This is a genomic window from Lysobacter sp. P5_B9, from assembly GCF_054049835.1.
In genome coordinates, this window is the sequence record NZ_JBFULP010000001.1 from 506,599 (window position 1) to 521,522 (window position 14,924).

Consider the following 14,924-nt stretch of genomic DNA (forward strand, 5'->3'; position numbering starts at 1 on the left):
GACTGGCGACGGCGCGATGCTAACGCGACGGGGCGGTCAGTCGTTAGCTGTTGTCCCAGCCTTCTCCCAGTTGCGCTTGGAAGAGGGTTCGCGAGGGGCTCACCTCAAGGCCGTGGGTTGGCCTCTATCGGCCGCGGCCGCGGCATCACCCCTGCTGCCGCTTTGAGTGAGTCGCTGGGCGTCAGCCGCGCTGCTGCAGGGCCAGGCGCAGGCCCAGGCCGATGAAGAAAGTGCCGAGCACGCGCTGTCGCCAGCGGGCGAATGCGCCATCTCCGCGCAGGCTGCGGCCGAAGCGGCCGATCATGGTGCTCAATACGGCGCTGTTGGTGAAGCCGATGACCGAGAGCAGGGCTCCCAGCACGAGGAACTGCAGCCAGGCCAATCCGCGCTCGGGATGCACGAACTGCGGCAGGAATGCGAGGAAGAACAGCGCGACCTTGGGGTTGAGTACCCCGGTTGCGACGGAGCGCCAGTACACGCCACTGAGATCGCCCGAAGGCTGGGGTCCGGCAGGGGCCGGATGGGGGTCATCCGCGGTTGCTTCGCGGCCACCGCGCCAGGCCTTGATCCCGAGCCATACCAGATAGAGGGCGCCGGCGTATTTCAGCATCTCGAATGCGAGTGCCGACGTCGCCAGCACAGCCGACAAACCCAGGCCCGCCGCGAGCGCATGGATCAGGGTGGCGGTCTCCAGTCCCAGTCCCGCGCGCAGGCCGCGTGCGGTACCGCCCGCGACCGTCTGCGCGATGATCCATGCGGTGCCGGGGCCAGGAATGATCACCAGCACCACGGCGGTGGCGAGGTAGGCGAGCAGGGTGGGTGCGTCGAACAGGTGCATCGGGCGATTATCCCGGACCCGGCGGTCGCGTTCGAGCATGACAGTGCCGGTCGGGCCGGCACGCGATCCGTGCGATCGGATCAGAAGTGGCCGGACAGGTTTCCGGTCACGGCCCAGGTGACGGCAGCGAGCAATGCGACGCCGAGCATGCTGCGGGCCAAACGTTCCAGTCGGTCGCCAGACCGGGTGGGTTTTCCAGCGTTCATGGGTCATCCCCCTGTAACTTGCAGGGTGGATGAAACGACTGAAATCGACGACGGTCTGCGATGCGGGTCACAGGCCGGGGCGGTGTTCCGGGGACAGTGCCGGGTTGGCGACGGGAGTCGCACTATCGGCCGCGTCGTTCACATAGTCAGGAACAGGCGCGGGTCCGGCCGTTCACTCGTGCACTTTCATGAATGGAGCGCACCCGGAGCTTCTGCGCGAAGCCGACCGGGTGCGAACTCGTCGAGTCTCAATCCTCTTCCATCTTCGGCTTGTATGTCTCGATGAGCTTCTGCTGCACCTGCGGTGGCACCGGCTCGTAGTGGCTGAAGTCGAGCGAGTAGCGGCCGCGGCCCGCGGTCACCGACTTCAGTTCGGCCGCATAGCCCTCCAGTTCGGACAGCGGCACCTGGGCGCGAACGATGATTTCGTTGCCACGCGTGGAATCGGTGCCATTGATGCGCGCGCGCTTGCTCGCGAGGCCACCGCTGATGTCGCCCATGTGCTGCTCGGGCGCGTTGACCTCAAGGTCGACGATGGGTTCCAGGACCTGCGGCCGCGCCTTGCTGATCGCATCGAGGAAGGCCTTCTTGCCCGCCGCCACGAAGGCGACTTCCTTGCTGTCGACGCTGTGGTGCTTGCCGTCGTACACGATCACGCGCACGTCCTGCATCGGATAGCCGGCGACCGCGCCGTGGTGCAGCACCTGGCGCACACCTTTCTCCACGGCCGGCATGAACTGGCCCGGGATGGTGCCGCCCTTCACCTCGTCGACGAACTCGAAGCCTCCACCGCGTGGCAGCGGCTCGATCCGCAGGAAAACTTCGCCGAACTGGCCGGCCCCGCCGGTCTGTTTCTTGTGGCGATGGTGGCCCTCGGCCTTGCCGGCAACGGTTTCGCGATAGGCGATGCGCGGCGGGCGCGATTTCACCTCAACGCCATGCTTGTCCTTCAGGCGGTCGATGTTGACGCGCAGGTGCAGGTCGGAGAGGCCGCGGATCACGGTCTCGTTGGTTTCGGCCTCGTGCTCGACGGTGAAGCACGGATCTTCTTCCGCCAGCTTGTGCAGCGCCGTCGACAGCTTCTGCTCCTGGCCCTTGTGCGCGGCTTCCACGGCGAGGCCGAACATCGGCTTGGGAAAATCCAGGGGCGCGAGGTGGATCTGGTCCTCGTCGTGGCTGTCGTGCAGCACCGCGTCGAAATGCAGCTCCTCCACCTTCGCCACGGCCGCGATGTCGCCGGGCACGGCCTGGTCGATCTCGATATGTTCTTTGCCCCTGAGCTTGAACAGGTGGCCGACCTTGAACGGCTTCTTGCCGTCATCGACGAACAACTGGGTGTCCTTCTTCACCGTGCCCTGGTAGACGCGGAAGATGCCGAGCTTGCCGACGAAAGGATCGTTGACGATCTTGAAGACGTCGGCGATGACGTGCCTGGAAGCGTCGGGCAGGGCCTCGACAGGTATCGTGTCCTGTCCGTTGAGCTTGTGGAACGACGGCGGATTCGCCTCGGCAGGATTGGGAAACAGCTTCTCGGCGACATCCAGAAGTTCCTTGATCCCCACGCCACTGCGCGCGGAGCAGAACAGGACCGGCACGAGATGGCCTTCGCGCAGGCATTCCTCGAAGGCGTCGTGAAGTTCCCCACCCGACAGCCCGCCTTCGCCGAGGTCGAGGTAGTGCTCCATCACTTTCTCGTTGACCTCGACGACCTGGTCGATGATTTTCTGGTGCCAGTCGGCGACCGCGCCGAGGTCGCTGTTACCGCTGCTGTTGCCGTAGCAGTCGATCACGGACTTGCCGCCATCGGCGGGCAGGTTGAGCGGCAGGCATTCGTTGCCGAAGGTCTCGCGCAGTTCGGTCAGCACGCGCGCACTGTCGGCGTCGGCGTGGTCGATCTTGTTCACCACCAGCACGCGGCAGAGGTTGCGTGCCTTGGCGTATTCCATCATGCGGCGCGTGCCGTACTCGATGCCGCTGTCGGCGTCGACGACTATCGCGACGGTTTCCACCGCCGCAAGCGCGGAGAGCGCGGGACCGCGGAAGTCGGGGTAGCCGGGAGTGTCGATCAGGTTGACGTGGATGCCGCCATGGTCCGTGCTGGCGATGCCGACGTCGAGGGAATGACCGCGCTGTTTCTCGATGGGGTCGAAGTCGGAGACGGTGCTGCCGCGCTCGATCGTGCCTGCTGTCTGGATCGCGCCGCCGGCCTGCAGCAGGGCTTCGAAGAGCGTCGTCTTGCCGGCGGCGGGGTGGCCCGCCAGGGCCACGTTGCGGATGTCTTGTGTGCTGTACGACATGAGGCCGTTTCTCCCGTGGTTGGGTAGGGCGTGCGCCCAGGAAATCGGCCGTCATGGCTGTCCGCGTCGGAAGCGCTGCCGTTCCGAGCGTGCACTCGGCGAGGGCGGTCATGGCGGGTCCGGCGGGTAGCCGGGAAGCAACCATCCCGCAGGTCGTGCGGCCGGTCAAGCGCGGGCGAGACCAGGGCGGGCGGTGGAAGCCGCATCACAAAGCTAACGAACGCGGCGCTACGCTGGCCGCCCTTTCCCCGGAGCATCGACATGGCCTTCAAGCGTTACGCGGACGCGGTCTGGCAAGGTGACCTGCAAGCTGGCAAGGGCAGCATGAGCACGCCGCAGAGCGGCCTGTTCGCCGACCAGAATTATTCGTTCAAGACCCGCTTCGGCGACGAGAAGGGGACCAACCCCGAGGAGCTCCTGGCGGCGGCGCACGCGGGTTGCTTCAGCATGGCGCTGTCCGCGGTGTTGGGTAAGTCCGGCTTCACGCCGGAACGGATCCAGACCCGCGCCGAGGCGACCATGGATCCGGGCATGGACCCGGGCCCGACCATCACCGGCGTCAATCTCGTCGTGAACGCCAAGGTGCCCGGGATGAGCGCCGAGCAGTTCCAGCAGGCCGCCGAAGCCGCCAAGGCCGGCTGCGTGATCTCGCGTGCGCTGTCGGTGCCGGTGACGCTGTCGGCAACGTTGGGCTGACCCGCGACCATGCGGTCTTCGATCGGGCACGCGCTCCTGCTGCATGGTGCGGGTGGCGGCGGCTGGGAATGGAATGCGTGGCGAGGCGTGCTGGCGGCCTCGGAGATCCAGGCCGTCACGCCGGACCTGCAGCCGGCCGCGGGCGGACTGGCCCGCACGACCTTCGACGACTACCTGTCGCAGGCGCGTTCCGCCCTCGCTGCATTGCCGCGGCCACGTGCCCTGATCGGCGCCAGCCTTGGGGGACTGCTGGCGATCGCGTGCGCCGACGAAGCCGATGCGCTGGTGCTGGTGAATCCGTTGCCGCCGTTGCCGTGGTCGGCCGGGCTGCCTGCGCGTGACTGGCCCGACGTCGTGCCCTGGCGTTGCGATGCGCGACTGGCTTCCACTCGGCGCGCGCTGCCCGATTCCGATGCTGCGACGGTGCTGTTTGCTTTCCGTCGCTGGCGCGACGAATCGGGTGCGGTAGTGCGCGCGGCGCATGCGGGTATCGAAGCGACACGGCCCGTGTGCCCCGTGCTCTGCATCGCGTCGACGCAGGACGAAGACGTGCCACCCGGGCTGACCCGTGGGCTGGCGGCCGCATGGAATGCCGAGTTGCTGCAGACCCCTTCGGAAAGCCATGTCGGACCGTTGCTGGGGCGTGGTGCCCCGGCGCTGGCCTTGCAGGTCTGCACCTGGCTGTCGGCCAGGTAAATCCGCTTGCGGAACTTGGCTGGATTCAGCCTGTATTGACCGCGGCAGACCCACGATCCGCGCACGCCATCCCGGCGTCCGGAGTGCCCCACATGAAGCGCCTGTCCGTTTCCACCCTGGCCCTGTGCCTGGCGGCCACCACCGGCCTCGCTTCCGCGCAGACCTACAGTGCTGCGCCGTACAACGCGCAGGCCGCGAACGTCCGTTACGACTATGCCCGCGTGCTCCGCGTCGATCCCGTGTTCGATTCGGGCAACGGCTCGGGCTATGCCACGTCGAACTCGCAACGGTGCTACCAGCGCAATACCGTCGTCCACGGTGACGATTCCTACAACGGCGGCTACAACAACGGCGGCTACAACAACGGTAGCTACAACAACGGCGGCTACAACAACGGTTACGGGAACGACGGCTACTACGACCAGTACGGCAATTACCATCGCAATGCCGGCACGCAGACCGGCGCGACCATGGCGACCGTCCTCGGCGGCATCGTCGGCGCCGCGATCGGCAGCCAGGTCGGCGGCGGCAGTGCGCGTTACGCGACCTCCGCGATCGGTTCGATGGTGGGCGGCATGGCCGGCCGGCAGATCTATGAGCAGCGCCAGCGCCAGCGCATGCCGGATCGAACGGGCACGGTGACCGTGTGTGACCCGGTACCGGTTCACGACGGCAATGGTTACTACAGCAGCAACGATGGCTCGGTCGACGCGTACGACGTGACCTACGAATACGCCGGCCAGCAGTACACCACCCGCACCCACTATCATCCGGGCGATCGCATCCGCGTACGCGTCGACGTGCGACCGGAGTAAGGGTTGTACTGGAAACAAGGAGGGGCCCACGGGCCCCTTCTTTTTCTGGTCAGTTGACCCGGAGCCGCCGCGCGAACGCGGTGTACCAGCGCAGTGGCAGGAAGCGCTTGAACAGCACGGCGACACGCTCGACACCGGCAATGGTGACCTCATAGCGGTCGGCTTCCACCGCGCGCCAGATCTTCTCCGCACACACCAGCGGATCCATCCCGCCGTCGATGTCGTGGTCGGATTTGCCATAAGGCAGCCCGCCGGGCCCGAGCGCGTTGACCGACACGTTGGTGCGCACGAAGCCCGGGCAGGCCAGGGTGAACTTCACGCCGCGATGGCCCAGTTCGATGCGGGCGCTGTCGAAGAAACCGTGCAGGGCGTGCTTGGCGGCCGCGTAACCGGTGCGCCGTGCCATCGCGATGTAGCCGAATACGGAACTCACGACCACGACATGGCCGTTGCCCCGTTCCACCCATCCGGGCGCCAGCGCCTTGGTCAGCGCCATCGGCGCGAACAGATCGATCTCCATCAGCTGGCGGTAGGCCGCCATGTCCGTATCCAGCATGGCCGTGCGCTGGGAAATGCCGGCATTGTTCACCAGCACGTCGATGGGGCCGAAGTAGCTGGCGGCGCGCGCGGCGAGGGCCTGCGCGTCATCGAGATTGGCCAGGTCGACGGGCAGCACGGCAACGTCGTGCGGCCGCGGGCATGACTGCCGCACGCGTTCGAGCTCGGTTTCGCGCCGCGACGACAGCACCAGCTTCGCGCCGCGCTGGGCCGCCAGCTTCGCCAGCGCTTCGCCGATGCCGCTGGAGGCGCCGGTGATCCAGATGGTCTTGTTTGCGAGGTGGGTCATCGGCGCTTTGAGTCCGCCGCAGGCCACTCGATCTCGCCGGTCACCACGTCGCAGACGCGGCCACCGGACCAGACTTCGCCGTCGGCATCCACCTGCAGATCGATGATCGCGTCGTGGCCGACTTCGCGGCCCTGGCTCACGCGGTAGCGGCCGTCTGCGCTGGGCAGGGCGCCCCGCGCCGCCAACCACGCCGCCAGCGTCGCGTTGGCGGCGCCGGATGCGGCATCCTCGAACCGCGCCGGCGCGCCGACGAAGGCGCGGACGGCGTAGTAATGCACCGGATCGGCGCTGCGGGCATAGACGAACAGGCCCATGCTTTCGGTGGCCTGCGCGAGTTCGGCGATGGCGTCCCAGTTGGGCGAGGCGGCGCGCAGCGCGGCCTCGTCGGCGAGTTCGGCCAGCCACCAGCGCCGGCCACCGTCCATCAATGCCGGCGGCAGGGTGCCGAGGGGCAGGCCGGCGAGGGCGGCTGCGAGGCGCGGATCGCCCGGGGCGGCGACTTCCACGACCCGCGCCTTCGGCGTGCGCACCGCGATCGTGCGCGTGCGTCCTTCGCCGACGACACGCAACGGCAACACCCCGGCGATGCCTTCCTGCCAGAGCAGGCCATCGCGGGGTGCCACCAATCCGGCCTCCATTACGGCGTGCGCAGTGCCGACGCTCGGGTGCCCGGCGAACGGGACTTCGCGGCGCGGGCTGAACATGCGGATGCGGTAGCTGGCTCCCGGCTGGGTCGGCGGGAACACGAATGTCGTTTCCGGCAGGCGCGTCCACTTGGCGATGGCCTGCATGGCGGCATCGTCCAGGCCGTCGGCATCGAGGACGACGGCTAGCGGGTTGCCATCGCCGGGGTTGCAGGCAAAGACATCCAGTTGCAGATAACGACGTTTCATCAGGAAGGGCTCATGGAACGCAGTCCGGGTGGTATCCCGGGTGGGGGAATGAACTGGCGGGTTCGACTAGAATTGCCGGTTCTTGAAGTCTCGTACCGCTGAACCTGCCGGTCCGCGCCTCGCGGTGCGGATGGATCTTCCGGAGTGGGCCCGAAAGACGCGATTCTAGGGGGCTGGCGCCCCTGCGCGGACATTTCCTTTCCTCATCACCTTCATAAGGACGCACATCAGTGACAGCGGGAGCGACTCCCTGGGTAGTACTCAAGTTCGGCGGAACCTCCGTATCGCGCCGCAACCGTTGGGACACCATTGGACGCCTCGCCTCGAAACGCATGGCCGAGGACGGCGCGCGCGTACTGGTGGTGGTGTCGGCATTGTCGGGGGTGACCAACGAGTTGCAGGCGATTGCGAATGGCGACGACATCGCCGGCCGCATCGCCGCGCTGGTCAAGCGCCATCGCGCGTTCTGCGCCGAACTGGGCTTCGATGCCGAGGCGGTGCTCGGCGAACGCCTGTCCGTGCTGCAGGCGCTTGGTACCGATGCGCGTGCAGTCGAACGCACGCTCGACTGGCAGGCCGAAGTGCTCGCCCAGGGCGAACTGCTCTCCTCCACGCTGGGGGCGGCGTACCTGCGCACCCAGGGCCACGATTTTGGCTGGTGCGACGCGCGCCAGTGGCTCGATGCCGTGTCGCTGCCCAATGCCAGTCCCTGGGCGCAGCGGCTGTCGGTGAATTGCCGCCACAACGGCGAGGCCGGTTTCATCGAGCGGTTCTCCCGGCAGCAGGCACCGATGCTGCTCACGCAGGGCTTCATCGCGCGCCACGGCGATGGCGGCACGGCGATCCTGGGTCGTGGTGGTTCGGACACGTCCGCCGCGTATTTCGGCGCATTGCTCAAGGCCAGGCGGGTCGAGATCTGGACCGACGTGCCGGGCATGTTCACCGCGAATCCGCGCGACGTGCCCGATGCCCGCCTGCTCACCCGCCTGGACTACGCGGAGGCGCAGGAAATCGCGACCACCGGTGCCAAGGTGCTGCATCCGCGCTCGATCGCGCCCTGCCGCGACGCGGGCGTGCCGATGGCGATCCTCGACACGGAGCGCTTCGACCTGCCGGGCACGCGCATCGACGCCTCGGCCGCGACCGTGCCGGGCGTGAAAGCCATCAGTCGCCGCAACGGCATTGTCCTGGTCTCGATGGAAAGCATCGGCATGTGGCAGCAGGTCGGCTTCCTTGCCGACGTGTTCGAGCGCTTCAAGCGCCATGGACTCTCCGTCGACCTGATCGGCTCGTCCGAAACCAATGTCACCGTCTCGCTCGATCCCAGCGAGAACCTGGTCACGTCCAACGTGCTGGAGGCGCTCAGTGCCGATCTGGCCGAGATCTGCCGGGTCAAGGTGATCGCGCCGTGCGCGGCGATCACGCTGGTCGGTCGCGGCATGCGTTCGCTGCTGCACAAGCTGTCCGACGTGTGGGCGACGTTCGGCCGCGAACGCGTGCACCTGATCTCGCAGTCGTCCAACGACCTCAATCTCACCTTCGTCATCGACGAGGCCGATGCCGACGGCATGCTGCCGCAGCTGCACGCCGAACTCGTGCGTGGCGGCGCGATGCCGGTGCTCGATGACAGCGTATTCGGCCCCAGCTGGCGCGAGATCGCGCACGGCAAGGTCGAGCGCGCACCGGCGTGGTGGGCAGGCGCGCGTGTGCAGCTGTTGCAACACGCGCAGGCCGGCACCCCGCGCTACATCTACGACCTCGCCACGGTGCGCGAACGCGCGCGGGGCTTGCTGTCGGTATCGGCCATCGACCGCTGCTTCTACGCGATCAAGGCCAATCCGAACCCGGCCGTCCTGCACGCACTCGCGAACGAAGGCTTCGGCCTGGAATGCGTGTCGCAGGCCGAGCTCGACCACGTCTTTGCCGTACTGCCGGAGCTGTCGCCGCAGCGCGTGCTGTTCACCCCGAGCTTCGCGCCGCGCCGGGAATACGAGGCGGCGTTCGCGCGCGGCGTGACCGTGACGCTGGACAACGTGGAGGCGCTGCAGCGCTGGCCGGAAGTCTTCCGCGGCCGCACGATCTGGTTGCGCCTCGACCTCGGTCATGGCGAGGGCCACCACGAGAAGGTGAAGACGGGCGGTGTCGCGGCGAAGTTCGGCCTGCCGGTCGCGCGCTTCGACGCCTTCCTGGCCGAGGCGCGCAAGCTCGGCATCCGCATCAGCGGCCTGCACGCGCACCTGGGCAGCGGCATCGACGATCCGCGGCACTGGCGCGAGGTTTACGCGCACCTGGTGGGTCTCGCCGACAACGTGGGCACCATCGAGACTGTCGATATCGGGGGCGGCCTGCCGATCCCGTACACGCCGGACGCGCAGCATTTCGACCTGGTGGCATGGCGCGCGGGCCTGGACGAAATCAAGGCGGCGTATCCGCGCTACGGCCTCGTGATCGAGCCGGGCCGTTACCTGGTTGCTGAAGCGGGCGTGCTGCTGCTGGGCGTGACCCAGGTCGTGGAGAAGGACGGGGTTCGCCGTGTCGGCTGCGATGCAGGCATGAATGCGTTGATGCGACCGGCGATGTACGAGGCGTACCACGGCATCCACAACCTGTCGCGGCTGGCGGATCCGGCGATGGTCGCGTTCGACGTGGTCGGACCGATCTGCGAAAGCGGCGACGTGCTCGGCCGCAGCCGGTTGCTGCCCGCGTCGACCAGCGAAGGCGACGTGCTGCTGGTCGCCGACGCCGGCGCCTACGGCATGGCGATGGCCAATACCTACAACCTGCGGGCCCTGCCGGCCGAGGACGTGCTGTAAGGCGGGCTGGCCCGCCACGGCGATGATGTTTCAACGGCGGGCCGCGGCCCGCCCTACGATGGTTCTGAAATGACTGACTGGAAATTCCAACGCGACGCGATCAAGGCCTTCCGCTTCGTGCGCTGCACGTTCGATGCGGCCACGGGCGTCGCGCAGCTCATGTATGCGTTCGATGACGGCCCCGAACTAATCGAGACCATCACCGTGCCGGGCGCGCCATTCGTGCTGAACGAAGTGCGCGCCGCTGCGGCCGAACGCGCGCTGCAGCTGCTGCACCTGATCGCTGGCGTGAGCTACTACAAAGCTGCGGTACCGCCGGAGATCCGCATCGAGTCGTACGCCATCGATGCCGATACCGCGGCGATGCTGGAACTGATCTACGTCAACGGCCTGGGCGAATTCGCCTACCGCAACGGCCTGAACCTGCACGGCAAGATCCGTTTCCCGAGCGAAGCCAAGCCGCGCGCCGCGGCGCCCGCGCTCGGCCTGCGCGAGCATGCGCTGGTCGCGATCGGCGGCGGCAAGGATTCGCTGGTCAGCATCGAGGCCCTGCGCACGCTCGGCGTCGAGCAGACCGTCACCTGGATCGGCGGCTCGCAGTTGATCAAGGCCTGCGCCGAGCGCACCGGCCTGCCCACGCTCAATCTCGGCCGCGCGCTGGCGCCGCAACTGTTCGACTACAACCGCGAAGGCGCGTGGAACGGGCACATCCCGGTCACCGTGTTGAACTCCGCGATCATGGTGTTCGCCGCGGTCCTGCTCGGCGTCGACCAGGTGGTGTTCTCGAACGAACGCTCGGCCAGCTACGGCAGCATGATCGAGGGCACGGGCGAGGTGAACCACCAGTGGTCGAAGGGCTGGGCCTGCGAGTCGGCCTTCGGCGACTACGTGCAGCGCGAGATCGCCAGCGACCTGCATTACTACTCGCTGCTGCGTCCGCTCAGCGAGCTGGCCGTCGCGCGCCAGTTCGCCAGGACCGACCGCTACGACGCGCACTTCAGCAGCTGCAACCGCAACTTCCACATCCTCGGCGAGCGCCCGGCCAACCGCTGGTGTGGCGTTTGCCCGAAGTGCCACTTCGTGTTCCTCGCGCTAGCGCCGTTCATGCCCAAGCCACGCCTGGTCGGCATCTTCGGCCGCAACCTGCTCGACGATCCGGCGCAGACCGCCGGCTACGACGCGCTGCTCGAATACCAGGACCACAAGCCGTTCGAGTGCGTCGGCGAGGGCCGTGAATCGCGCGCTGCGATGGCCGCGCTGAGCGTGCGGCCCGAATGGCGCGAAGATGGGCTGGTCGAGCGTTTCGCGCGCGAAATCCGCCCGCAGCTCGACGACGCGGAACTGCGCATCGAGCCGCTGCTGGTGATCGACGAAGAGCAGCGCATTCCCGCCGCGCTGTGGAATCGCCTGCGTGCGCATCTCGCAGCTTGAGGGACGCAGGGTCGCGTTGTGGGGCTGGGGCCGTGAAGGCCGCGCCGCCTATCGCGCGATCCGTTCGCGGCTTCCGCAACTGTCGTTGACCCTGGTCTGCAATGCCGACGAGGCGACGGATGCGCGCGCCCTGGGCGATGCGTTCCTGTCCGTCGAAACCGACGCGGATGCGCTGGGTACATTCGATGTCGTGGTCAAGTCGCCCGGCATCAGCCCCTACCGCCCCGAAGCCGTCGCGGCGGCGGGGCAGGGCACGTGTTTCCTCGGCGGCACGGCGCTCTGGTTCGGCGAGCATGCAGACGCCGCCGGTTTTGTCGACAACGCGGTGTGCGTGACCGGAACCAAGGGCAAGAGCACGACGACCTCGCTGCTGGCGCACCTGCTGCGCGCTGGCGGCCACGCGACCGCGCTGGTCGGCAATATCGGCCTGCCGCTGCTGGAGGTGATCGAGCCGGAAGCCGCGCCCGACTACTGGGCGATCGAACTGTCGAGCTACCAGACCGGCGACGTCGCCGCGAGCGGCGTACGGCCCGGCGTCGCCATTGCGCTCAACATCTTTCCCGAGCACCTCGACTGGCACGGCTCGCACGAGCGCTACATCGCCGACAAGCTGCGCCTGCTGACCGAGGCGAAGCCGCGCATCGCGGTGCTCAACGCCAGTGATCCGATCCTTTCGGCCCTGCAGCTGCCCGACAGCGCGATCCGCTGGTTCGGTCGCAGCGATGGCTGGCACCTGCGTGAAGACGCGCTGTATCGCGGCGACGAGTTCGTGATGGACACCATCGCGCTGCCGCTGCCCGGCCGCCACAACCGCGGCAACCTGTGTGCGGTATTGACCGCGATCGAAGCGCTGGGACTGGACGCCGTCGCGCTCGCCCCGCACGCCGCCAGCTTCAAGCCGCTGCCCCATCGCCTGCAGACCATCGGTACGCGGGACGGAATCACCTACGTCAACGATTCGATCAGCACCACGCCGCACGCCAGCCTCGCGGCCCTGGACGTATTCCGCGGCCGGCGCGTGGCGCTCCTCGTGGGCGGCCACGACCGCGGCCTGCCTTGGGAAGAGTTCGTCGCGGCGATGCGCCGTTCCGCGCCGTTGGCCATCATCACGATGGGCCAGAACGGCCCGCGCATCCATGACCTGCTTGCAGCAGTCGCAGGCGAAGGCGGCTTCGCGCTGAGCGCCGCTACCGATCTCGCCGATGCCATGCAACAGGCCAGGGCCGTGCTCGCGGGCGACGGGGTGGTGCTGTTGTCGCCGGGTGCGCCCAGCTTCGGTGCCTACCGCGACTATGTCGCACGCGGCCGCCATTTCGCCGAACTCGCGGGTTTCGATCCCGACGGGATCAGCGCGATTCCGGGATTGGGCATCGGCTGACGCAACAGCCGCGTCGCACGTCCGAACGGCCAACATGCGCGGGGTGCCCACCCGCACCACGATGGCAAGATCGCGGGGCTACACGATGGTGCCGGCCCGCAGCGTAGGCTGCGCCATCCGCTACCTGCGACGGACCCCAGGAGATGACGCAATGCGCAAGCTGATGGCCACCCTTGCCCTTGCCATGGGAATTGCCCCGGTATTCGCCCCGGCATTCGCCGCGATGCAGACTCGCCCCGTCGAATGGACGGTAGGCAACGACAGTTTCAGCGGCATGCTGGTTTACGACGATGCCAGCACGACCGCACGGCCCGGTCTGGTGATGGTGCCGAACTGGATGGGCATGTCGCAGGCCAACATAGCCCGCGCCGCGGGTGTCGCCGGCCGCGATTACGTCGTGCTGGTGGCCGATGTCTACGGCAAGGGCGTGCTGCCCCGGGACAAGACGGAGGCGAAAGCGCAGGTGATGAGAGCCTTCGCCGACGGTGGCGTGACGCTGCGCAGGCGCGCCGCCGCGGCCGTGGCGGCGTTGAAGGCGCAGGCGGGCAAGGCCCCGCTGGACCCGGCGCGGATCGGTGCCTTCGGCTTCTGCTTCGGCGGTTCCGTGGCGCTGGAGCTGGCGCGCAGCGGCGCCGATATCGCCGGCGTGGTCAGCATCCATGGCGACCTGGACAGCTATCGGCCGGCGAAGAAAGGCGACATCAAGGCGTCCGTGCTGGTGCTCAACGGCGCCGACGACACGTCGGTGCCGGACACCCAGATCGCCGCCTTCGAGCAGGAAATGGATGCGGCCGGCGCCGATTGGCAGTTCGTGAACTTCAGCGGCGCGCGCCACTGCTTCACGCAGCCGGAAGACCAGCCCACGGACCCGGCGGACAACTGTCGCTACGACGAGCGCTCGTCACGGCGCGCGTTCGAGATGCTCCACGCCTTCTTCCGCGAGCGCGTTTCCCGGAAATAACGGCCGCTGCCGCGATCAGTAATCGCGGTTGACCGCGTAGCGGGCCAGTCCGCGCAAGGCGGCGGTGTAGTCGTTGTCGGCGAAGCCGTCGAGCGCGCGTTCGGCGGCGGCTGCGTATTCGAAGGCGCACTGGCGGCTGTAATCGAGGCCGCCGGTCGCGTGGATCGCCTGCAGCACTTCCGGCAAGGCCCCGGTATCGCCGTGTTCGACGGCGTGGCGCAGGCGTTCGCGCGTCGCGGCTTCGCTGTGCAGCATGGCGTGAATCAGTGGCAGCGTGGCCTTGCCCTCGGCGAGGTCGTCGCCCAGGTTCTTGCCCAGCGTCTCCGCGTCGGAGGCGTAATCGAGCACGTCGTCGGCGATCTGGAAGGCGTAGCCCAGGTTCAGGCCGTAGTCGTGCAGCGCATCGCAGGTCGCCGCATCCGCGCCCGACAGCAGAGCGCCCAGGCGGGTCGCCGCGGCGAACAGCACCGCGGTCTTGCGTTCGATCACGCGCAGGTAGGCGGTTTCGTCCGTGTCGGGGTTGCGCACGTGCAGCAGTTGCAACACCTCGCCCTCGGCGATGCGGTTGGTGGTGTCGGCGAGGATGCGCATGACTTCCATGCGGTCGAGTTCGACCATCAGCTGGAAGCTGCGCGAATACAGGAAGTCGCCCACCAGCACGCTGGCGGCATTGCCCCACACCGCGTTGGCGGTCTTGCGGCCGCGGCGCAGGTCGGATTCGTCGACGACGTCGTCGTGCAGCAGGGTGGCCGTGTGGATGAACTCGACCACCGCGGCGAGCTGGTGCGCGTCCGGGCCGCGGTGCCCGAGGGCGCCCGCGGCGAGCAGCAGCAGCATCGGGCGCAGGCGCTTGCCGCCGGCACCGACGATGTACTCGGCGACCTGATTGATCAGCACGACGTCGGACGCAAGGCGATGGCGGATCAGGGCATCCACCGCGGCCATGTCGTCGCGGGCGAGGGCCTGGATGGTGGCCAGGTCGGGCAGCGACGAAGTCGCGGGGTGCAGGGAGGAATCGGCAGACATGGGCCGCGATTATACGGGCAGGTATTT

General features: G+C 67.8%; 12 protein-coding genes. 7 read left to right on the forward strand and 5 right to left on the reverse strand.

Annotated features, from left to right (window positions below; all coding sequences use genetic code 11):
* Window positions 1–181: 181 nt before the first annotated feature.
* Together ACXJJ9_RS02350 and fusA are read right to left on the reverse strand one after the other, a co-directional pair.
* Window positions 182–838, reverse strand: coding sequence for a LysE family translocator (locus ACXJJ9_RS02350; protein ID WP_457095660.1), 657 nt, complete (start codon window positions 836–838; stop codon window positions 182–184).
* A gap of 454 nt (window positions 839–1,292) precedes the next feature.
* Window positions 1,293–3,341: an elongation factor G gene (gene fusA / locus ACXJJ9_RS02355; RefSeq protein WP_457095661.1), complete on the reverse strand. Its 2,049-nt coding sequence runs from the start codon at window positions 3,339–3,341 to the stop codon at window positions 1,293–1,295.
* A 261-nt stretch (window positions 3,342–3,602) separates the two neighbouring features.
* Here fusA and ACXJJ9_RS02360 point away from each other — a divergent pair, with 261 nt between their 5' ends.
* The 3 genes from ACXJJ9_RS02360 to ACXJJ9_RS02370 all read left to right on the forward strand — a co-directional run bounded on the left by ACXJJ9_RS02360 (window position 3,603) and on the right by ACXJJ9_RS02370 (window position 5,548).
* Window positions 3,603–4,037 (forward strand): OsmC family protein, encoded by a 435-nt coding sequence (locus tag ACXJJ9_RS02360; protein ID WP_310051479.1) that lies wholly within the window; start codon window positions 3,603–3,605, stop codon window positions 4,035–4,037.
* A 9-nt stretch (window positions 4,038–4,046) separates the two neighbouring features.
* Window positions 4,047–4,733 (forward strand): alpha/beta fold hydrolase, encoded by a 687-nt coding sequence (locus tag ACXJJ9_RS02365; protein WP_457095662.1) that lies wholly within the window; start codon window positions 4,047–4,049, stop codon window positions 4,731–4,733.
* A 92-nt stretch (window positions 4,734–4,825) separates the two neighbouring features.
* Window positions 4,826–5,548, forward strand: a complete 723-nt coding sequence (locus ACXJJ9_RS02370; protein WP_457095663.1) for a glycine zipper 2TM domain-containing protein — start codon at window positions 4,826–4,828, stop codon at window positions 5,546–5,548.
* A gap of 49 nt (window positions 5,549–5,597) precedes the next feature.
* Here the strand turns inward: ACXJJ9_RS02370 and ACXJJ9_RS02375 are convergent, their stop codons facing one another.
* On the reverse strand, window positions 5,598–6,395 hold the full coding sequence (locus ACXJJ9_RS02375) for an SDR family oxidoreductase (protein WP_457095664.1): 798 nt from the start codon (window positions 6,393–6,395) through the stop codon (window positions 5,598–5,600).
* Window positions 6,392–7,291: a PhzF family phenazine biosynthesis protein gene (locus ACXJJ9_RS02380; protein WP_457096143.1), complete on the reverse strand. Its 900-nt coding sequence runs from the start codon at window positions 7,289–7,291 to the stop codon at window positions 6,392–6,394. Before ACXJJ9_RS02380 ends, ACXJJ9_RS02375 begins: the two co-directional genes overlap by 4 nt.
* Before the next feature lie 227 nt (window positions 7,292–7,518).
* On the opposite strand from ACXJJ9_RS02380, the gene ACXJJ9_RS02385 reads away from it, so the two are divergent.
* The 4 genes from ACXJJ9_RS02385 (at window position 7,519) to ACXJJ9_RS02400 (ending at window position 13,871) form a co-directional block, all read left to right on the forward strand.
* Entirely contained in the window at window positions 7,519–10,101 is a 2,583-nt protein-coding gene (locus tag ACXJJ9_RS02385; protein WP_457095665.1) for a bifunctional aspartate kinase/diaminopimelate decarboxylase, read from the forward strand.
* Window positions 10,102–10,170: 69 nt separating this feature from the next.
* Entirely contained in the window at window positions 10,171–11,532 is a 1,362-nt protein-coding gene (murL, locus tag ACXJJ9_RS02390; RefSeq protein ID WP_457095666.1) for a UDP-N-acetyl-alpha-D-muramoyl-L-alanyl-L-glutamate epimerase, read from the forward strand.
* Complete coding sequence (gene murD / locus ACXJJ9_RS02395) at window positions 11,513–12,910, forward strand: UDP-N-acetylmuramoyl-L-alanine--D-glutamate ligase (RefSeq protein ID WP_457095667.1); 1,398 nt, start codon at window positions 11,513–11,515, stop codon at window positions 12,908–12,910. Before murL ends, murD begins: the two co-directional genes overlap by 20 nt.
* 151 nt (window positions 12,911–13,061) lie before the next feature.
* Complete coding sequence (locus ACXJJ9_RS02400) at window positions 13,062–13,871, forward strand: dienelactone hydrolase family protein (RefSeq protein ID WP_457095668.1); 810 nt, start codon at window positions 13,062–13,064, stop codon at window positions 13,869–13,871.
* Window positions 13,872–13,886: 15 nt separating this feature from the next.
* Here ACXJJ9_RS02400 and ACXJJ9_RS02405 read toward each other — a convergent pair whose 3' ends face one another.
* On the reverse strand, window positions 13,887–14,897 hold the full coding sequence (locus tag ACXJJ9_RS02405) for a polyprenyl synthetase family protein (protein WP_457095669.1): 1,011 nt from the start codon (window positions 14,895–14,897) through the stop codon (window positions 13,887–13,889).
* Between the last annotated feature and the right edge of the window lie 27 nt (window positions 14,898–14,924).